At 68.2% G+C, this 18,842-nt stretch carries 17 protein-coding genes; 11 read left to right on the top strand and 6 right to left on the bottom strand.

Annotated elements, in window-relative coordinates; all coding sequences use genetic code 11:
- Positions 1 to 101: 101 nt before the first annotated feature.
- A complete protein-coding gene (locus tag BLP88_RS10070; protein ID WP_373366889.1) occupies positions 102 to 1,325 on the top strand; it encodes an MFS transporter in 1,224 nt (407 codons plus the stop codon).
- On the opposite strand, the gene BLP88_RS10065 is transcribed toward BLP88_RS10070, so the two are convergent.
- Positions 1,291 to 2,541, bottom strand: a complete 1,251-nt coding sequence (locus BLP88_RS10065) for a hypothetical protein (RefSeq protein ID WP_139163353.1) — start codon at positions 2,539 to 2,541, stop codon at positions 1,291 to 1,293. The genes BLP88_RS10070 and BLP88_RS10065 overlap by 35 nt on opposite strands.
- A 215-nt stretch (positions 2,542 to 2,756) precedes the next feature.
- Complete coding sequence (locus tag BLP88_RS10060; RefSeq protein WP_074588885.1) at positions 2,757 to 4,715, bottom strand: DUF2264 domain-containing protein; 1,959 nt, start codon at positions 4,713 to 4,715, stop codon at positions 2,757 to 2,759.
- A 73-nt stretch (positions 4,716 to 4,788) separates the two neighbouring features.
- Here BLP88_RS10060 and BLP88_RS10055 point away from each other — a divergent pair, with 73 nt between their 5' ends.
- The 5 genes from BLP88_RS10055 (at position 4,789) to BLP88_RS10035 (ending at position 10,262) form a co-directional block, all read left to right on the top strand.
- Entirely contained in the window at positions 4,789 to 5,883 is a 1,095-nt protein-coding gene (locus BLP88_RS10055) for a substrate-binding domain-containing protein (RefSeq protein WP_074588883.1), read from the top strand.
- 110 nt (positions 5,884 to 5,993) lie between these two features.
- Positions 5,994 to 7,319, top strand: a complete 1,326-nt coding sequence (locus tag BLP88_RS10050; RefSeq protein WP_074588882.1) for an ABC transporter substrate-binding protein — start codon at positions 5,994 to 5,996, stop codon at positions 7,317 to 7,319.
- Between the two features lie 71 nt (positions 7,320 to 7,390).
- On the top strand, positions 7,391 to 8,296 hold the full coding sequence (locus tag BLP88_RS10045; protein WP_074588880.1) for a carbohydrate ABC transporter permease: 906 nt from the start codon (positions 7,391 to 7,393) through the stop codon (positions 8,294 to 8,296).
- Entirely contained in the window at positions 8,293 to 9,237 is a 945-nt protein-coding gene (locus BLP88_RS10040) for a carbohydrate ABC transporter permease (protein ID WP_084111047.1), read from the top strand. Before BLP88_RS10045 ends, BLP88_RS10040 begins: the two co-directional genes overlap by 4 nt.
- Positions 9,234 to 10,262 (top strand): hydroxyacid dehydrogenase, encoded by a 1,029-nt coding sequence (locus BLP88_RS10035; protein WP_245679830.1) that lies wholly within the window; start codon positions 9,234 to 9,236, stop codon positions 10,260 to 10,262. Before BLP88_RS10040 ends, BLP88_RS10035 begins: the two co-directional genes overlap by 4 nt.
- Before the next feature lie 33 nt (positions 10,263 to 10,295).
- Here BLP88_RS10035 and BLP88_RS10030 read toward each other — a convergent pair whose 3' ends face one another.
- The 4 genes from BLP88_RS10030 to BLP88_RS10015 all read right to left on the bottom strand — a co-directional run bounded on the left by BLP88_RS10030 (position 10,296) and on the right by BLP88_RS10015 (position 13,142).
- Positions 10,296 to 10,727 carry a universal stress protein gene (locus BLP88_RS10030; RefSeq protein WP_074588879.1) on the bottom strand — a complete coding sequence of 144 codons (432 nt, stop codon included), beginning with the start codon at positions 10,725 to 10,727 and terminating at the stop codon, positions 10,296 to 10,298.
- 87 nt (positions 10,728 to 10,814) lie between these two features.
- Complete coding sequence (locus tag BLP88_RS10025; RefSeq protein WP_217635145.1) at positions 10,815 to 11,735, bottom strand: dihydrodipicolinate synthase family protein; 921 nt, start codon at positions 11,733 to 11,735, stop codon at positions 10,815 to 10,817.
- A gap of 54 nt (positions 11,736 to 11,789) precedes the next feature.
- The gene (locus BLP88_RS10020) at positions 11,790 to 12,677 is read right to left on the bottom strand and encodes a PhzF family phenazine biosynthesis protein (protein WP_074588877.1); all 888 of its coding nucleotides are present in this window, start codon (positions 12,675 to 12,677) and stop codon (positions 11,790 to 11,792) included.
- A gap of 78 nt (positions 12,678 to 12,755) precedes the next feature.
- Positions 12,756 to 13,142 (bottom strand): VOC family protein, encoded by a 387-nt coding sequence (locus BLP88_RS10015; protein WP_074588875.1) that lies wholly within the window; start codon positions 13,140 to 13,142, stop codon positions 12,756 to 12,758.
- Positions 13,143 to 13,247: 105 nt separating this feature from the next.
- On the opposite strand from BLP88_RS10015, the gene BLP88_RS10010 reads away from it, so the two are divergent.
- The 5 genes from BLP88_RS10010 (at position 13,248) to BLP88_RS09990 (ending at position 18,837) form a co-directional block, all read left to right on the top strand.
- A complete protein-coding gene (locus BLP88_RS10010) occupies positions 13,248 to 14,015 on the top strand; it encodes an alpha/beta fold hydrolase (RefSeq protein WP_074588874.1) in 768 nt (255 codons plus the stop codon).
- A 129-nt stretch (positions 14,016 to 14,144) separates the two neighbouring features.
- The gene (gene mscL, locus BLP88_RS10005; RefSeq protein WP_074588873.1) at positions 14,145 to 14,588 is read left to right on the top strand and encodes a large conductance mechanosensitive channel protein MscL; all 444 of its coding nucleotides are present in this window, start codon (positions 14,145 to 14,147) and stop codon (positions 14,586 to 14,588) included.
- Between the two features lie 87 nt (positions 14,589 to 14,675).
- Positions 14,676 to 15,545 carry an ACT domain-containing protein gene (locus tag BLP88_RS10000; protein WP_074588871.1) on the top strand — a complete coding sequence of 290 codons (870 nt, stop codon included), beginning with the start codon at positions 14,676 to 14,678 and terminating at the stop codon, positions 15,543 to 15,545.
- Positions 15,546 to 15,839: 294 nt separating this feature from the next.
- Complete coding sequence (locus BLP88_RS09995; protein WP_074588870.1) at positions 15,840 to 17,180, top strand: MFS transporter; 1,341 nt, start codon at positions 15,840 to 15,842, stop codon at positions 17,178 to 17,180.
- 352 nt (positions 17,181 to 17,532) lie between these two features.
- Complete coding sequence (locus BLP88_RS09990; protein WP_074589023.1) at positions 17,533 to 18,837, top strand: MFS transporter; 1,305 nt, start codon at positions 17,533 to 17,535, stop codon at positions 18,835 to 18,837.
- The last annotated feature ends 5 nt before the right edge of the window (positions 18,838 to 18,842 follow it).

Genomic DNA, 18,842 nt, shown 5'->3' with positions numbered 1-18,842 from the left:
CGGAGCGGCCGGCAATCTCCCCAACAAATGCCGAGGTCAGCATGTCAACGTTGCCATCTTCCCGCCGATCCCAGTGGCCCGTGTGGCTTTGCTGGCTAGCCATGGTCCTGGACGGCTTCGACCTGGTGGTGCTCGGCACCGTCATCCCCACCCTCATCAAAACCGGCGATCTCGGATTCAATGCCGTCGCCGCAACCTTCGCAGCCACCATTTCCCTGGTGGGCGTGGGTCTGGGCGCTCTGTTCATCGCCCCGCTCTCGGACAAATTCGGCCGGCGGAAACTGCTCATCGCCTGCGTCGCGGGGTTCTCCGTCTTCACCTTGGCCATCGCCTTCGCCCCCGACGTGGCCACCTTCTCGATCCTGCGCCTGCTGGCCGGCGTGGGCCTGGGCGCCTGCCTGCCCGCCGCCCTGGCCTACATGAACGACTACGCCCCGGCCGGTTCCGGCGGCAAGTCCACCACCCGCACCATGACCGGCTACCACGTGGGCGCCGTGGCCACCGCTTTCCTGGCCATCCTGGTGATCCCCAACTGGAGGCTCATGTTCATCATCGGCGGCGCTGCCGGCCTGGTTCTGCTGCCGTTCCTCTGGGCGAAGCTGCCCGAGTCCCTGCACGGGGTGGCCATCAAGGTCGCTCCCGCAAAGCCGGGCGCATCCGTCGAGGCGGGTTCCGCCGTCGGGCATTCCGCAAAGCGGTCCGGAACCGGTTTCCGGGAGCTGCTCGAGCGGCCCTACCCGCTGGTGGCGCTGGGCGTGGCGATCGCCTCCTTCATGGGCCTGCTGCTGGTCTACGGCCTGAACACCTGGTTGCCGCAGTTGATGGCAGCCGCGGGTTATCCCGTGAGCACCGGGCTGACGCTGCTGCTGGTGCTGAATGTCGGCGCGGTGGCCGGACTGGTGCTGGCCGGCGTCCTGGCCGACCGGCACGGCACGCGGCGGGTCGTGCTGCTGTGGTTCGGCCTGTCGGCAATGCTGCTGGGTGGCCTAAGCATCAAGATCCCGAACGAGTTCCTGCTGAACGCGGCCGTCTTCGTCAACGGCGTGTTCGTCTTCAGCTCCCAGGTGCTGGTCTACGCCTGGGTGGGCCAGCTGTTCCCGGCCCGCCTCCGTGGCACGGCGCTCGGCTTCGCGGCCGGCGTCGGCAGGCTGGGCGCGATCGTGGGCCCGGCCGTCACCGGCACCCTGGTGGCCACCGGCGCCGCCTACCCGGCAGGGTTCTACGTCTTCGCCGGAGCTGCGGTCCTCGCGGTGGCCGGCCTGGTGCTCATCCCCCGCGCCACGGCGCCCGCTATCCCGGAAGCAGTCCGAGAACCGGCAGGCTGACCGCAGTCGCCACCGCCATGGCCACGGTGTTGCCGATGGATGGGTGAAAATCCTTGGGCAGCCGGGCGGCTACGGCCCGGGCCACGGGCGGCGCGAGGACCGCCCCCAGCACGGCCCCGCCCACGATCCCCGTCCAGGAACCTTCGGTCGTGAGTACCGCGACCGGCGCCACGGAGACCACGGACGCGTACGTCGCCGCCCAGCCGCCGTCGCGGTACCAGGCCCGCCAGAGAACCACGCCGATGGCCGAGCTCAACGCCTGCGCGAACAGGATCTGCGGCAACAGCTCCGAACCGTAGGCAGGCAGGGCGGGGTTGAGGACGAACGCCGCAGCGACGCCCAGAAGCAGGCCCAGGCTGGCGAGTTCGTTGGCGAAGAAGGGCGCCTCACTGAAGTCCTGCAGGACCCGGCGGGCGGCCCAGCGGGCGTCGCACCTGACGCTCGGAACCGACGACGGCGGCTGCCGGACTTCCGTGAGCTCCTCCTGGAACGGCTCAGCCGGGAGGACCAGCCAAGGTAGCTTCCGCGCGATCGCGAACGTCAGGACCATGGCGAGCGCCATGGCGACGACGCAGGCCACCACGGCGGGCAGGCCCAGGGGCGCAGAGACCGTGGAAATCAGCAGCAAGGCCAGCGGCGTCGTCGTCAGCGCCCCCAACACGGCGCCGCTCAGGCACGTTTTCCAGCCGGGTCCGTACACCAACACCACGGCGGGGGCCACGGACACGAACGGCACGAACGTCGGCTGCCACCCGGCGTCGAGCATCCGGCCGAAGGCGAGGTTGGACAGCAGCAGACCCAGCGCCGTGGATGCAAGGAGCCAGGGCCACAAGCCGGTCCCGTATACGAGGGGCGCTCCCGCCCAGCGCTTCCGACGGCGGCCGGCCCACCAGGCGAGTCCGGCTCCGGCGAGCAGACCGAGCGAGGCGAGCTCGGACTTGTAGAACTGCGGTTCGCTCATGTCGCCCAGGAACCAGCGGAGTGCGGCGAACGCATCGTGCGGGACGGCGGCGGCCCAGCCTTCGGAGACCGGACCGAGGCGCGGCGAATGTCCGGCGAGGAATTCCAACGCCAGCGCGAATCCGCCGAACACCGCGGCAACCCCCAGGGCCCCGGCTGCGGTTCCCGCGAACCCGCGCTCCCGGCGGGGTGCGGTGCCAGGGGACCGGGCGGGGCCGGAGAGGCCCGCACGGGAAAAGGCAGAGTCAAGCGTCATTGGTGGCTCTTCAGGGTGCGTTGGGGTGTATCACCGAGCAGAGTAAGCCGCGCTGCCCGCCCCGCTCACATCAACGTGGCTGGCAGCGGATTGTGACCGGGGCGCTCGCGACGTTCCTTCCCGCTTGCTTTGGAAGGCACCCCTCCCGAGGCCCGGAAATCCGCGGAACTCTTTGGTTCCCCGGCCGTGGATTGCCGGGCAAGTGGGAAGGAGCGTCAGGCGGGCGTGCTGAACTCCAGCTCAAGCGTGTCCGCAACTCCGCCGTCCGGGCCCGCCAGGACCAGCGACGCCGAGAGCCGCGCGCCGTCGTCGTTCAGCTCGAGGCGGCCGGGCCGCAATTCGGGGACGGTTCCGCCGAGGTACACGAGCGAGGCGAACACGCTGCGGTTCCCGTTCACGGCACCTTCCAGCACACCGCATGCCGCATGCTGGCCCAGTGGCGAGGCGCCCTCCGCCGTGAAGGTGTCCACACCGGAGTAGCCGTGCACGGGCCAGATCGCGGCATGGAGCAGGTCGGCGCTAAGGACCGCGCCAGCGGCCAGCGAAGGAACAGAGGCAACCGGCGGAACAGAGCCGGCCAGCGCGTAGCCGCCCTCGCGGGCCGTGCCGGCCGGGGCAGTGCCGTCGCGCTCCACAAGGTGCACGCGGAGTTCATACCCGCCGCGCGCGGTGGTCCCGCTCGCCACGCGCCACGGTGATTCCGCCTGGTCCTCGACGTCGGACCACACCGGCCGGTGCCAGCTCGCCGCCTGTAGCGGCCCGGCCTCGAGCCGGAGGATGCGGGAGCGGCGGCTGGACACTCCCAAGGAATTCAGCACAGCGAAGTGGTTGTCCACGGGATCACCGCTGAACATCGGAGCCGTGTGGCTGGAGTAGGCGAGCCGGCGGTAATGCGGGTCGTCGGGGCCGGGGGCGTAGTACTTGTCGCTGCCGTGGTTGAGGACGCGTGCTATTCCGTCCGACGCGGTGCTGTGCAGCAGGTAGTTCGGCGCGGCGGCGTGCCGGAGGTGGTCGGCGGCCTCCACGGGGGCGGGCTCCTCGACGGCGGTCCACACCGGATGCGTGGCCGGCAGCAGCAGGCCCACGAACGCCTTGGACGTCCAAAAGGGCGAAGCCGGACCGGAGTAGGACTGCACCATGGGCTCGAAGGCATCCCGCCAGCCGAGAGTGGGCAGGCCGTCCGGGTAGGAGCCGCCCTCCCGGAAGAACTTCGCCGCACCGCTGGCGATCCGCCGGGTTTGGCCGGGCGTCAGCGGGCCGCTTCCGGATGACGCTCCGAGGAACCCCAGGAACAGCGGCGCGACGGCGGCATGGCGGTAAATCAGCGAACGCCCCTGGAACACAGGGGACCCGTGCCCGCCGAAGAACAGCGCGTGGTCCGCCAGGAACTCGGCCAGTCTCCCGGCATACCGTTCCCCCAGCGCTTCGGCTTCCGGATCCCGGCCGGAAGCGACGCCCGCCCAGAGCACCGGGTACAAATGCAGGGCCCAGCCGCAGTAGTAGTCAAAGAAGTCGCCGGTGCCGTGGTTGTCGCCGTCGCGGTACCAGCCGCCGCCTTCGTACCAGTCCTCCAGTCGGGACAGCCCGTGCTTGATCTGCGCCGCGTTGTGTTCGAAGCCCGCGCCTGCCAGGAACTCGGCGACCAGCACCTGGAAGAGCACCCAGTTGTTGTCCCACGCCTCGCTCCTTGACGAGCCCTGGAGCCATGCAGCCACCTGCCGCTGTTCCCCTTCCGTGAGTGTGTCCCACAGCCACGGCTTGGTCAGCTGGAGACCCAGCGCCACGGAGGCCGCCTCCACGATCGGCTGGCTCCGGTCAACGATCGGCGGCCAGGACTCACCGCTATCCGGCCGTGTCCCCTCCAACAACCCGGCCCGGTAGAAGACAAGGTGACCGTGCGGATCGTCGCCCTGTTCGCCGGCCACCCGGAAGGCGGCGAGCATGAAGGTCCGGGCGAAGCCTTCCAGCCCGTCGGACAATTCTCCCGACCAGGACGGCCGGCCAGGCAGCCGGATGAGTGCCCTGCCCGGAGTGAAATGGCGGCGGGCAGCGAGGAGCTGCTGGTCGGCGAAGGCGAGCCAGTGCGCCCGGGTCCAGCCGGTGATCGGGCTGAGCGCGAAGTCCGGTTCCGGCATGGCGAAGGAGCGGTGCTGGGGCGGGTCGTGTGCAGTCATCTTGACTCGACACCATATGTCCGGTCTAGTTCATCATGACTGAAGTGAACAATACTGAACACAGGACGGACCCATGCTCCCCGAGGACCGAAAAGAGCTCATCCTGCGCGAACTGGCCATGCGCGGTTCCCTCAACGCCGCCGCGTTCGCGGCCAAGGCCGGGATTTCCGGGATGACAGTCCGCCGCGACCTGGCAGTGCTTGCCGATCAGGGCCTGCTGGTCCGCGTGCACGGCGGCGCGGTCGCCGCTCCCTCCAGCGCGCCGGGGCCCCAGCGCAACAGCAAGGCGTCCGGTCCCCGCCGCCTCCCCCTGGCGACCATCGGCATGGTGGTCCCGTCTGCGTCCTACTACTTCCCCGGGGTGATCCGCGGCGCCGAAGCGGCCGCGCAGGAGGCAGGCGTCAGGCTGGTGCTCGGCGTCTCCAACTACTCGGTGCAGGAAGAACAGCGCCAGCTGCGCCGCCTGCTGGACAACGGCGTCGACGGCATCCTCGTCACCCCCAGCGAAGCCGCGCTGGGCGGCACGGACACCCTCGCGCTGCTGGCCGGCGCCGGGGTACCGGTGGTGGTGGTCGAGCGGTCCATCGAGGACGCACTCGACGACGGCGAGCTTGAGTCCGTGCGCAGCGACCACGTCCGAGGGGCGGAGATTGCCGTGAACCACCTGCTGTCGCTCGGGCACCGGAAGGTGGCGCTCTGCATCCGTGAAGGCAGCCCCACCGCGGCCCCGGTGGTGGAGGGCTACCACCTTGCACTTCGCCGCGCGGGCATGCCGCACGATGAATCCCTGGTGCATCCGCTGGCCCGGCCACGGACTGATCCTGCCGGGCACCGCGCAGTGGTGGAGTCGCTGCTGGACCGCTACGCCGCCGAGGGCGTGACCGCTGCGATCATCCACACGGATGAAGATGCCCTGCAGTTCACCAACGCCTGCCAGGAGCGCCGGATCAGGGTGCCGGAGGACTTCGCGATCGTGGCGTACGACGACGAAATCGCCGCCCTGGGTGCCGTCCCGCTCAGTGCCGTGGCACCGCCGAAGTTCGATGTCGGCTACCAGGCGCTGGTGATGTGCCTGAACAGGATCGGCGGGCGCCGCGGCGGGACGGGCGCGCTGCAACGGGTCAGCCTCTCGCCCGCGCTCGTGGTGCGGGAGTCCAGCCGGGTCTGACCATCGCCGGGACGGGCGGCGTTCACTTGTGTTCATTTCGTTGAGTCTGTTCACTTTTGTGGATTTCATGGTGTGCATTCCTCCGCATCATGACTTCAAGGGAGAACACAATGAAGCGACACCCCCTCCTCCGCCGCCGGTTCCTGGCAGGCGCGGCCGGCCTCCTCAGCAGCGCGGTGCTGCTGACCGGCTGCGGCACCGGACCCGCCGCGACCCCGCCCGCACCCGCCGGCGACGCCAGCGGTGAAATCACCTTCTGGTCCTCCCTGGCCGGGATGGACAAGGTCGCCGAAAAGTTCAACGCCAGCCAGGACAAGATCAAGGTCACGTTCGAAACCATCCCCAACGGCGGCAACGGCGGCTACGCCAAGCTCTCCACCGCCATCACAGCGGGCAACGGCCCGGACGTCTCCACCATCGAATATGCGCAACTGCCCCAGTTCGTCAGTAACGGGCAGGTCCTGCCGCTGGACGGGTTCATCGACAAGGCAAACACCGTGGACAAGCTCAATGAGCAGATCCGGGGCCTGGTCCAGTTCGACGGCAAGAGCTACGGACTGCCCTACGACGCCGCCCCGATGGTCATGTGGTATCGCAAGGACCTGCTGGACAGGGCCGGCGTCGGGGTCCCCAAGACCTGGACCGAATTCGAGACCGCCGGCAGAAAACTCAAGGCCGTGGCACCGAAGTCCTACCTGGCCAGTTTCTATCCGAACGAACCCACGCTGATGGCCGCGCTGGCATGGCAGGGCGGCGCCAAATGGTTCGGCACCGAGGGCGACAGCTGGAAGCTGGGCCTGCGGGACGAGGCCACGAAGAAGGTCTCCGACTTCTGGCAGCGCATGATCGACCAGAAGATCGTCAAGGTGGAACAGGCCTTCAGCGATGAATGGAGCGCCGATCTCGCCAACGGCACCCTGGCGGGCGTGCTCGGCGCCAACTGGAGCGCCACCGGCATCCAGAAGCGCACCGAAGCCAGCGGCCAGAAGGGCAAGTGGATCGCCGCCGAGGCCCCCAACTGGGGCACCCCGGCCGGCGCGTTCTACGGCGGCTCCAGCTTCAACGTCACCAAGAGCAGCAAGAACCCCGCGGCCGCCGCGAAGTTTATCGAATTCCTTGCCACGAGCCCCGAGGCCATCGCCGCCCGCGGCAACACCGGTTCCGCCTACCTCGCCTACCCCGGCCTCACCAAGGAAGCCCAGAAGGCCTTCGACGCCGGCTACTTCGGCAACGACATCTACGCCGTCTTCGACAAGGCCTACGCCACCATCCTTCCCGGCTGGCAGTGGGGCCCAAACTGGGACGTCACCAACACCGCCTTGAAGGACTCCTTCGGGGCCCTGACCACCGGCGGAAAAATCGACGCCGCACTGGACAGCTCCGCGGAAGCCACCCTGTCCGGACTCACGCAAAACGGCCTGTCCGTCAAGGAATAGCCGTCCTGCAACAGCACCCGGCGGCGCCGCGGGACACGTTCCGCGGCGCCGCCACCCCTCAGGAGATACCCATGGCCAGAAAGACAAGCACCATGTCCGGCACCGGCGGCCGCACCGCCGCCTTGTTCCTCACACCCTTCTTCGCAGTGTTCGCCCTGGCCATAATCGCCCCCGTGGTGTACTCGCTGGTGCTGAGCTTCTACGCGCAGCAGAAATCCGGTCTTGGCTTCGGTGAAGCCAAGACTTCCTTCGTCGGGCTGGAGAACTACCTCCAGGTTTTCCAGTCCGAAACCTTCACCGGCGGCCTCGGGCGCCTGGCTCTGTACTGCCTGATCTACATTCCCTCCATGGTGGGCGGCGCCGTCGTCTTCGCCCTGCTGCTGGACGCCACAGCGGCGCGGGCACGGAAACTCTTCCAGTTGCTCGTCTTCCTGCCCCACGCCGTCCCGGGCGTGATCGCCGCCCTCATCTGGGCCTACCTCTACACCCCCGGCGTCAGCCCCCTGGTCCAGGCGCTCCAAAGCGGCGGCATCCAACTCAACTTCCTCGACGCCCACCTCGTCCTGCCCTCGGTCGTGAACATCGCCGTCTGGGAATGGACCGGCTACAACGTCATCATCCTCTTCACCGCGCTGCAGGCCGTGCCCCGCGAAATCCTCGAAGCCGCCCGCGTGGACGGCGCCGGCGAAATCCGGACAGCCCTGAGCATCAAATTCCCGCTCATCCTGCCCGCCCTGAGCGTCATCATGCTCTTCACCATCATCGGCACCCTGCAGCTGTTCACGGAGCCCTCCATCATCGCCAAAGCCACCGCCTCGGTCACCTCCACCTGGGTGCCCAACCTCTGGGCCTACGACGCCGCCTTCAACCGGCACAACCTGAACCAGGCCGCCGCCGCGTCCATCGTCATCGCCCTCCTGGCCGCCGGGCTGTCCCTGGCCGTCACCCGCCTCAGTTCCAGGATGAACAAGTCATGAGCACCGAAACCGTCAGCATCCCGCCCCGCCACGTTCCCGGCGTCGTACGGCAGCGCAAGGACCCCGACGGCGGCAGGCGCCCGGGCCGCAACCGCATGTCCCGCGAGGGCGGCTTTGCCAGCGCCTTCACCGTCAACGGCCTCCTCATCCTGGGCTGCGCCTACATGGTCCTTCCGGTGCTGTGGCTCTTCTTCGCCGCCACCAAGGACACCGCCGATCTCTACGGCACCAGCGCCTACTCGCTGGGGCGTTTTGCCCTCTTCGAGAACATTTCCGCGGTGATCGGCCAGGACGGCGGGATCTTCTTCCGCTGGATGGGCAACTCCGTGCTGTACGCGGCGTTCGGGGCCGTGCTCGGCGGACTCATCTCGGTCATGGCCGGCTACGCCTTCGACAAGTTCCAGTTCCGCGGCAAAAAAACGTGGTTCGGCTTCGTCCTGCTCGGTGTGCTCATCCCCAACACCGCCACCGTCCTGCCCATGTACCTGCTGGCCTCGGTCTTCGGCATCACCAACACCGTCTGGGCCATCCTCATCCCGGTGCTCTGCAACCCCTTCGGCGTCTACCTGGCACGGGTCTACAGCTCCTCCTACGTGCCGGATGAAACGCTGGAAGCGGCCCGCGTGGACGGTGCCGGACCCGTCCGTTCCTTCTTTTCCCTGGGCCTGCCCATGATGATGCCCGGCTTCATTACCATCGCCCTATTCCAGTTCGTTGGCGTATGGAACAACTTCATGCTCCCCCTGGTGATGCTCCAGGACCAGCAACTGCTGCCGGTCAGCGTGGGCATCTCCATCTGGCAGGGCTACTCCGTCCCGCAGCCCGAATTCACCCCCATGGTCATCACCGGGTCCCTGCTCTCGGTGATCCCGCTGCTCGTCGCCTTCATCCTGCTGCAGCGCTTCTGGAAGTCCGGACTCACCGCAGGGAGCGTCAAGTGAGTCCGGCCGAGGCGACCGCCCGCCCGCTGAACGTCGCGCTGGCCATGGGTCCCGGCGTCGGGCGCCGGGTCTTCCCGCCACAGCGGCTCGCCACCGTGACGGAGCCGCTGCGCCTGCTCAGCCCGGACCCGATCACCGACTTCTCCACCCCGGAGGCCAGGCGGCTGCTGGAGGAGACCGAGGTGCTGCTTACCGGATGGGGCTGCCGGATGATCGACGGCGCCGTGCTAGCTGCCGCGCCGCGGCTGCGGTACGTGTTGCACGCCGCCGGCTCCCTGAAGCACCATGTTGGCGCGGAATGCTGGGAACGCGGCATTCAGGTCAGCACGGCAGCGGACGCCAATGCGATCCCGGTGGCAGAGTACACCCTGGCCATGATCCTGCTGGCGAACAAGCGGGTGCTGCAGATCGGACGCGAACTGCACCGGGCACGGGCCGCCGTCGACCCCGAAAAGCTGTTCCCGGACCTGGGCAACTACGGCAAACGCGTGGGAATCATCGGCGCCTCCAAGATCGGCCGGCATGTCATCCGCCTGCTCGAGCCCTACGAACTGGAAGTGGTCCTCGCCGACCCGTTCGTCACACCGGACCAGGCCGCCGCGCTCGGCGTGGAACTGATGGGGCTCGAAGAGCTCGTGGCGAGCTCCGACGTCGTGTCACTGCACGCGCCGTCGCTGCCCGCCACCCGGAACATGATCGACGCCGGACTGATCGCCCGCCTGCGCCCCGGCGCCACCTTCATCAACACCTCCCGCGGCGAACTCGTGGACCAGGACGCGCTGCTGCGGCGGCTTGAGGAAGGCGACGTGTTCGCGGTGCTGGACGTCACCACCCCCTGGGTGCTGCCGGCGGACGCGGGCTTCTACACGAACCCCAACGTGCTGCTCACCCCGCACGTGGCCGGATCCCTCGGCACCGAACTGGAACGCCTGGCCGCAAGCGCCATTGACGAGGCCTACCGGGCGGCCCGCGGCGAGGCCCTGCGCTATGAGGTCAAGGCCGAAGAGCTCGCGTTTACGGCGTAGGCACCCCGCCCGGGGAGGCGCTGGCTGGGCGCCTTACTCGACGGTGTCGGCGATGTAGACGTCGCAGGGGGCCTTGTGGGCGACGGTGTTGGCCACGCTGCCCAGTACCCGGGCCAGGCCCTTCATCCGCCGGTTCCCCACCACGATCACGCTGGCATTGTGGTTTTCCGCGTGGGCGATCAGGGCCTGGGCGGGGTTGCCGACGGCGGAGAAGGCCTCTATCTCGACGCCTTCCTGGTCCAGGCCGGCCGCAACCTTGCTGGCCGTCGCCTTGGCCTCGCGGCCGGGGTCGCCGAAGACGATGGCCCGTTCGCTCCCGGCGCCATGCAGCGACACCCGGTCGCCTTCGAAGGCAGTAACCACATGCAGCTTCGCGCCAAGGGCCGCGGCAAGGTTCCTGGCGGTCTCCGCTGCCTTTGTGGCGGTTTCGCTTCCATCAACTCCGACGACAACGATGTCCGGCATGCTGGCACTCCTTCATGGTGGTGGATTCCTGCTCCAAAAATACCCCGTGGAACCCGGCGTGCGCTCGCTCCGCAGGGGTCGCGTCCATCACGGGCCCCGATGCCCGATGCCAGGACTCCCGAGCCCGAGCTCCTCGACAACCTCCGCCACACGGGCCCGCTGCTCCGCGGTCAACCCCTGGATCGGCAGCGGCAGGCATGCTTCAGGTGCAAGGCCCAATTGTTCCGCGATGGCCGCGACAACCCTGAGGCTGCCGCCGAAGTCGGCGAACAGCTGCCACAGGGGCGCAAGCCGCTCCGACTCGGCGGCCGCCTCCCCGAAACGCCCGACCTGCGCGGCCCGGGTGATCCGCAGAGCCGGTTCCGGCAGCGTGCCGCCGATCACCGAGTACCAGGCGTCGCAGCCCGCGGCCAGGCCGGCCGCCGCCTTCGCGTCGCCGGACACCCCGATGGTCACGTGGGAAGGAATGCGATTGCGAATTTCCTGCACCCTGGCCCGCGCCTGCTGCGGATCGTCGGGCACCGGGGGGATCTTGATCGAGGCGATACCGGGCAGTTCCGCGATGCGCCCGTAGAGCTCGCCGCTGAAGGTGAAGTGCGTGGTTGCGGGGTTGTCGTAGACGATGACGGGCAGGGAGGTACCTGTGGTGACGGTGCGGAAAAGTTCGAACACGTCATCGTCGGTGAGGGGCTGGTACGTCATCGGGGCCAGCAGGATCCCGGACGCCCCGGCGCGTTCGGCCTCCTCTGCGTTGGCCAGCACCTGGGACGTCCGCAGCGCCCCGACCCCGACGAACACGGGTGTGTCCCCGGCGTGCTCGACGGCGAGCCGGGCCACCCGGCGTCGTTCCTCGAAGCCGAGGTACGCATAGGAGCCGGTGGAACCGAGCGCGGTAATGGAGTCCACCTGCGCGGCGGCGAGCCGTTCAACCAGCCGGATGAACGCGGCCCCGTCCACGGCGTCACCGGCAAGCGGAGTGAGGGGGAACGCGCTCAACCCGGTGAACAAGGTCATGGCTCCCTCCTCCCGCCCAAGTACATGAATCGAGACTAGCAACCCGGGCTAGAGGCTGACGCTGCCCTTGATGACGCTGCGGCTGCGCCCGCCCACCCAGATGGATCCGGACTCGTTGCTGACCTCGATGATCCCGCCGCGGCCGAGGGCCGTTCCCTGCCGCGCCGTGTAGTTCCCGTCGGTGACTCCCTCGGCGAGGAGCCACTGCGCCAGGCCTGCGTTGGCGCTGCCGGTCACGGGGTCTTCGTTCACGTCCAGGCCCGGAACAAAGGCGCGGACCTCGAAGTCTGCGGGAGCATCTCCGGCCCCGTCGCCGCCAGCAACAACACCGCCGTCGGGGGTTTCGCCGTCGGGGGCGTCATGGGCGCCGATGACGGCGACCGCGAGTTCGCCCATCCCGGCGTAATCGGGACGCACCTCCAGCACTTCGCGGGCCGAGCGCAGGCGGATGCCGAGCCAGCCGGGGCCGTTGTCGATCCAGTTGCTGCCGAGCACCTGCTCGGGGTCGATGCGCAGGGCCGCCACCGCCTTGGCGAGGACCTCCGGCTCAAGCTCACCGGACCGCACCAGTGGAGGGGCCTGGAAGGAAAGGTCCGCTCCCACGCGGCGCAGCGGCACCAGGCCGGCCCCGCATTCCTGGACCAGGTGGTCCCCGCGGGCAACACCGCCGTTTTCCAGCCAGGCGTGCGCCGAGCCGAGCGTGGGGTGCCCGGCAAAGGGCAGCTCGGCGCGCGGGGTGAAGATCCGCAGCTTGTAGTCGGCGTCGGGGTGGTCGGGCTTGAGCAGGAACGTTGTTTCCGAAAGGTTCGTCCAGTTGGCGAATGCCTGCATCTGTTCGCTGCTGAGCCCGTCGGCGTCGTGGACCACCGCCACCGGGTTGCCCGCCTTGGGACCGGGCGCGAAAACGTCCACCTGTGAGAATTCGTAGCTGACCATGGTGCTTCCTCCTGTGCATGACCGGGTTCAGCGTTCACCGTAGCCGCCAAGTGGACTGGAAAAACATAGCCAGTTCGATCAAGTGGCTTGGATTCCCGCCCAGCCCGGCCAGCCCGCGGCGTCCACCACGCAGAAGCGGTTGCCTTCGGGGTCTTCCATGATCACGTAGTCGGCATCCGCAGGTTTGCGGCTCCACTGGACCTCGCGCGCACCCAGGTCCTTTAGGCGCCGGACCTCCGCGGCCTGGTCCTCGGCGTACAGGTCCAGGTGGATCCGGGGAGGCAGCACGCGCATGGAGGGAACGGCGTCGAGCGAGACGTTCGGTCCCTGCCCGGTGCGCGGCTGCAGCAGCGCGAAGTCGTCCTCCGGGGGCTCACGCAGAACGTAGTCCAGGGCGCCCGTCCAGAAGCTGATCTGGGACGCGAGGTCGTCCACGCGGATGACGATGGAACCAACCATCAGCATGCCCCGACCCTAGGAGCGCTTTCCCGCCAGTTCAAGGGCGTGTGCTGTTCAAGGGCGTGTGCTGCGCCACGGCGGGTCCGGTACCGCCGGGGCTAGAGTGTCCGGGTGAAGATTGCCCCTGCCCCGGACGGCGCCGAACTGCTGTGGAGCGAAGCGGGCGACGGCGAGCCCCTCCTGCTGCTCGCCGGCCAGACCACCGGCATGGCCGGCTGGGGGCCGACGGCGGACGCGCTCGCCGGCCACTTCCGCGTGATCCGCTACGACCACCGCGGAGTGGGAGGCAGCAGCAAGGGCCGCCCGGAACGCTACACCACACGGCTGCTGGCCGCGGACGCGGCTGCCGTGCTTGATGCCGCGGGAGTCGGCTCCGCGCATGTGTACGGCCATTCGATGGGCGGCCGGATCGCCCAGTGGCTCGCCATCGACCACCCTGAGCGGGTCCGCGCCCTGGTGCTGGCCGGCACGAGCGGCGGACGGCGGTCCGGCGCCGAGGTAGACGCCCGCGCCTTCGAAATCCTGCTCAGCGGCGACCCGGAGCTGATGGCGCCCCTGTTCTTCGACCCCGCGTGGACCCGGGAGCATCCCGACGCGGTGCGCAGTTTCTTCGGGACTAAGGCGTCGGCGTGGGCCAAAGCGCGGCACTTCCAGGCAAGCCGCGCGCACGATGCCTGGGATTCCCTAGGCACCATCCATGCCCCTACGCTCATCCTGCACGGCACGGAGGACGTCCTCACCCCGCTGGCCGACGCCGTCCTGCTGCACCGGGGGATCCGCCGGTCCACGCTTGTGAAAGTGCCGGGCGCCCGGCATGGCCTCCACCTGGACCATCCGGAAACCATCGCCTGGATCAGGCAGTTCATCAGCGCCAAATGATATTTTGGTACCTCTTGCGCGGAAGCCGGCGAAGGCCGCAGACCGCGCCCCGGCACGCCGTCGTGCCCGCATCCAGCAGCCGAGTCCAGCGCCGGCGCGGAAACACCCATCAACACCGGAGGACTCTTCATGCTCAAGGGATTCAAGGACTTCATCCTGCGCGGCAACGTGATCGAACTGGCCATCGCCGTGGTGGTCGGCACCGCCTTCACCGCGCTCGTCTCGGCATTCACCAAGAACATCGTCAACCCGGTCATCGCCGCGGCCGGCGGCGTGGACGCGGGCGGCCTGGGCTTCCGGATCTGGCCGGACAACCCCGCCACCTTCGTGGACTTCGGGGCCGTCATCACGGCCTTCGTGACCTTCCTGATCACCGCCGGCGTGGTGTACTTCATCTTCGTGGCGCCCATGAACAAGTTCAACGCGATGGTCAAGAACCGGCGCGGCGGAACGGATGAAGAGGAAGCCGCACCCGAGCCCACCGATACTGAACTGCTGGTCGAAATCCGCGACTTCCTTGGCGAGCTGGCCGCGGCGAACCGCGCCTCCCGGGACAAGGACCTGACGCACTAGCACTTGTTCCTGCAGGGACATTCTTTAGCCCCACATTCGTGACCCGGCAGCAACGGCGGCGAAACACCGGCCGGGGAACATGGGGGCATGAACGCCAAGCAGCAATCGCACTCCGCCTCAGAGCTCTCCTGCGAGGTCTGCGGCCGCATGCCCGAAGCCCCCAAGGCCCGGGTCACGGTGGCCCAGATCGCAGCCATGCTTCCCATCGAACTGCTGGTCCATGCACTGGTGGTGGAAACCCATCTGCCCTACCTGGCGAAGGTGCTGCTGCTGACCGTCACGGCCACGGCCCTGGTGATTTGGGTGGCCGAACCGTCCGCCGCGCGGGTGCTGCGCGGCTGGCTGCACGCCCCGGCCCTCCGCCACCGCCGCAGGCTCCACTCGGCGCCGGCACTCTGGCGCGCCCGCACCATCGTGCGGGACCAGCCCGGCGCCCTGCAGAAGCTCACCCAGGAACTGGCCCGCCTGGACACCAACATCCTGAGCATTCACGTGCACCCGATGGACGGCGGCGCGCTGGATGAATTCGTCCTTTCCGCGCCCGGCCACCTCGGGGAGCAAGATCTGCTCAAAGCACTGGCCGACGGCGGCGGCCGGGACCCGCACGTCTGGCCAACTACCGCGCTGGCCATGGCAGACGGGCAGACCAAGGCATTGAGCATCGCTGCCCGCGTGGCCGGCAACCCGGACGAACTGGCGCTGGCTGTCGCAGAGCTGCTGTCAGCGCAGGTGGTAACCCCCGGACCCGAAGCGCAGGCACCCGGGGCGGGTTCCGGCGTCGGGCTTTCCGGTGCGGTCCTGGCCACCGGGACTACCCTGAAGATCCCCACCGCCTGGCACGGCCCGCTGCTCTTTTCGCGCCCGGGCGAGCCATTCACCCCGGCCGAGTCCGCCCGCGCGCACCGCCTGGCGGAGCTGGCCGAGACCCTGGCCCACCGGCGCAGCGGACCGGCGTGACGCTCCTTCCCGGGGAAGAAAGTGCGGCGACCACCGCAGATTGCGGCCGCGTTCGGTCACATTTGGTTGCGTGAGGCAGCCCACAGGAAACCCTTGACAGTGCGGCAGCTCACACCTAGTTTTGATTTTGGGATCCCAAACCGGGATCCCAAATGTGGCAGTCATGTTACGGATCCCTCAAACGGCCAGGCCTCCCGGACGCCGCCGAACCTCCGGCGCCCGGCCCCGTCCACCCGAACATGAATCCCCCAAGGAACTCCTCCGCCTTCCAGCCCCCGAAAACTAAGGAGAAGCGTGTCTCTCCCTAATTCCCCGACCACCACGGAAGCCGCCCGCCCGCAGGCCAGCGGCCCGGCCGGCAAGCGCCGCACCAACGTCCGCTGGAGGCTCTTCCTCCTGCTGCTGGTGCTGGTGGCGGTCAACTACATCGACCGCGGCTCCATTTCCGTGGCGCTGCCCATCATCCAGAAGGAATTCAACCTCGGGCCCGAGATGGTCGGCCTACTGCTCTCCGCGTTCTTCTGGACCTACGCCCTCATGCAGGTCCCTGTCGGCTGGCTGATCGACCGCTTCGGCCCCCGCAAGATGGTCACGGCCTCCTGCGTCGGCTGGGGCGCCGCGACGGCAGCGTCCGGCATGGCCGGCGGCTTCCTGAGCATGTTCATCGCCCGCATGGCCATCGGCGTCACCGAGGCCGGTGTCATGCCAGCCGGCGGCAAGCTCAACGCGCTCTGGATGCACTCCAAGGAGCGCGGCCGCGGCGCCACCATTCTCGACGCCGGTGCACCGCTGGGCGCGGGCGTGGGAGGCATCCTCATCACCTGGCTCATTGCCGCCGCCGGCGGCTGGCGCATGGCCTTCATCATCGCCGGCATCCTTACCGTGGTGCTGGGCCTGGCCATCTGGTGGTACGTCCGCGACAACCCCCGCGAACACAAGGCCGTAAACGACGCCGAGGCCGAGTACATCGAAGCGTCCCACCGCGCGGAGGACGAGGCCGCCGCGGCCCAGGGCGCAACCACCCGCCGCGGACTGCTCCCTTACATGAAGTTCCGCTCCTTCTGGGCCATGTGCTTCGGCTGGCTGGGCTTCAACGGCGTGTTCTACGGACTGCTCACCTGGGGCCCGCTCTACCTCTCCCAGGCCAAGCACTTCGACCTGAAGACCATCGGCTGGTCCACGTTCGTGATCTTCGGCGCCGGCTTCATCGGCGAAATCCTGGGCGGCACCATCGCCGACAAGTGGCGCGAATCCGGCGCTTCGGCCAACAAGGTCATGCGCACCCTCCTGGGCATCTCCAGCGTCGTCGTAGTCGGCGGCCTGGTGGGGGTCACCGTGGTCCCGGACCCGATCACCGCCGTCATCCTGCTCTCCGTGGTGCTGTTCTTCCTGCGCTGGGTGGGCCTGTTCTGGGCCGTTCCCGCAACGCTCGGCGGCCGCACCAACGCCGGCGTCCTTGGCGGCGCGATGAACCTTAGCGGCAACATCGCCGGCATGGTCACGCCGATCGCCGTCGGCTTCATCGTGGGCGCCACCGGCGGCTACACCTGGGCCCTGCTCTACTTCGTGGCATCCGCCGTGATCATGGGCATCTCGGTCCTGACGCTCGACTACAGCAAGCGGCTCCCGGTCTAAGCCGGGCTGCTTCACCAAGCCCCACAGTTTGGGATCCCAAAACCATTGACAGTGAAGCCGCCAGAACTTACCGTCATACTTGGGATCCCAAACAGACACCTCGAGGATGAACTCCTCACCGCGAACGCCTCCGGACCGTTCACCCGGAAGCACATGTAAGGGCATCGAGAGCCACCGCCTCGCCCACCGCCTTTTGCAAGTAATCGCTCATCCGATGAGCCAGTCGCATCGCCCAGGAGGGCCAGTGTCGATCAATTCCCAAACCCAAGGCAAGCAGACCCCCGGTTCCGCATCAGCCAGTTCCGCATCAGCCAGTTCCGCATCAGCCACGAAGAAGGGCGGCGGGAACTCAATGAAGAGGGTCGTCGCGGCAAGCTTCGTAGGCACCACCCTCGAGTACTACGACTTCTTCGCCTACAGCACCGCAGCGTCCATCGTCTTCCCCGTCCTGTTCTTCCCCGGTTCGGATCCCGCCATCGGCCTGATCCTGGCCCTGTCCACCTACGCCGTGGGCTACGTGGTCCGCCCGCTCGGCGCCGCGGTCTTCGGCCACTTCGGCGACAAGATCGGCCGCAAGAACGTCCTGGTCACCACCCTGCTGCTCATGGGCCTGGCGAGCGCCGCCGTCGGCCTCCTTCCCACCTACGAGAACATCGGCATCTGGGCCCCCATCCTGCTGGTCAGCCTGCGCTTCCTGCAGGGCATCGGCATCGGCGGAGAGTGGGGCGGCGCCGCCCTCATGGTCACCGAATCGGACAAGAGCGGCCGCCGCGGCTTCTTCGGCAGCCTCGTCCAGAGCGCAGCCCCCACCGGCCTGCTGCTCGCCACCGGCATCTTCACGCTCCTGACCGCCACCCTCGCGAAGGACGCCTTCATGGCCTGGGGCTGGCGCATCCCGTTCCTCATCAGCTTCCTGCTGGTGGCAATCGGCCTCTACATCCGCATGAAGCTCGCCGAGTCCCCGGTCTTCGAAGAAGCCGAGAAGAAGGCCGAAGCCAAGAAGCAGGAAGAGGTCAAGGCTCCCCTCCTCTACGTCTTCGCGCACTACAAGAAGGCCCTGGCCCTTGCCGTCGGCGCCCGCATCGGCAGCGACATCGCGTTCTACATCTTCGCCCTGTTCGTCCTGGTCTACGGCACCGAGCACCTCGGCCTGCCCAAGAGCCTGGCGCTGGCCGCTTCCACGATTTCCGCCGTCGCGCAGATGATCGCCATCCCGCTGTTTGGTGCGCTCTGCGACAAGCTGGGCCGCCGCCCGGTCATGATCGGCGGCGCCATCGCCGGCATCATCTATAGCTTCGTCTTCATCGCCATGCTGAACTCGAAGGAACCGTTCCTGGTGCTGATCGCCCCGGCCATCGGCCTGGTGATCGTGGCAGCGATGTATGCCCCGGTGGCGTCCTTCATCCCTGAACTGTTCCCCACCAAGGTCCGCTACACCGGTGCTGCCGTGGGCTTCCAGCTGGCAGGCGTGTTCGGCGGCGGTTTCGCCCCGCTGATCGCCATCCAGCTGATCGCGCTCACCACCTCCGGGTTCTCGGTGGCCGGTTACCTCTCGGCGACCCTGCTGCTCATGGTCTATTGCGTCTTCATCGCCAAGGAAACGTCCAAGATCGCCATGACCGAGGCCGGCGCCAAAGCCCCCGCGGCCACCCGATAGAAAGT

This window comes from Arthrobacter cupressi, from assembly GCF_900099975.1.
Taxonomy (GTDB): Bacteria; Actinomycetota; Actinomycetes; order Actinomycetales; family Micrococcaceae; genus Arthrobacter; species Arthrobacter cupressi.
This window is presented reverse-complemented; position numbering and strand designations above follow the sequence as displayed.

Excerpts from the sequence above, each read along its gene's own strand:
- BLP88_RS10070 (WP_373366889.1), top strand. The coding sequence starts at position 102 with ATGGTCCTGGACGGCTTCGACCTGGTGGTGCTCGGCACCGTCATCCCC.
- BLP88_RS10065 (WP_139163353.1), bottom strand. The coding sequence starts at position 2,541 with ATGACGCTTGACTCTGCCTTTTCCCGTGCGGGCCTCTCCGGCCCCGCC.
- BLP88_RS10060 (WP_074588885.1), bottom strand. The coding sequence starts at position 4,715 with ATGACTGCACACGACCCGCCCCAGCACCGCTCCTTCGCCATGCCGGAA.
- BLP88_RS10055 (WP_074588883.1), top strand. The coding sequence starts at position 4,789 with ATGCTCCCCGAGGACCGAAAAGAGCTCATCCTGCGCGAACTGGCCATG.
- BLP88_RS10050 (WP_074588882.1), top strand. The coding sequence starts at position 5,994 with ATGAAGCGACACCCCCTCCTCCGCCGCCGGTTCCTGGCAGGCGCGGCC.
- BLP88_RS10045 (WP_074588880.1), top strand. The coding sequence starts at position 7,391 with ATGGCCAGAAAGACAAGCACCATGTCCGGCACCGGCGGCCGCACCGCC.
- BLP88_RS10040 (WP_084111047.1), top strand. The coding sequence starts at position 8,293 with ATGAGCACCGAAACCGTCAGCATCCCGCCCCGCCACGTTCCCGGCGTC.
- BLP88_RS10030 (WP_074588879.1), bottom strand. The coding sequence starts at position 10,727 with ATGCCGGACATCGTTGTCGTCGGAGTTGATGGAAGCGAAACCGCCACA.
- BLP88_RS10020 (WP_074588877.1), bottom strand. The coding sequence starts at position 12,677 with ATGGTCAGCTACGAATTCTCACAGGTGGACGTTTTCGCGCCCGGTCCC.
- BLP88_RS10015 (WP_074588875.1), bottom strand. The coding sequence starts at position 13,142 with ATGCTGATGGTTGGTTCCATCGTCATCCGCGTGGACGACCTCGCGTCC.
- mscL (WP_074588873.1), top strand. The coding sequence starts at position 14,145 with ATGCTCAAGGGATTCAAGGACTTCATCCTGCGCGGCAACGTGATCGAA.
- BLP88_RS10000 (WP_074588871.1), top strand. The coding sequence starts at position 14,676 with ATGAACGCCAAGCAGCAATCGCACTCCGCCTCAGAGCTCTCCTGCGAG.
- BLP88_RS09990 (WP_074589023.1), top strand. The coding sequence starts at position 17,533 with ATGAAGAGGGTCGTCGCGGCAAGCTTCGTAGGCACCACCCTCGAGTAC.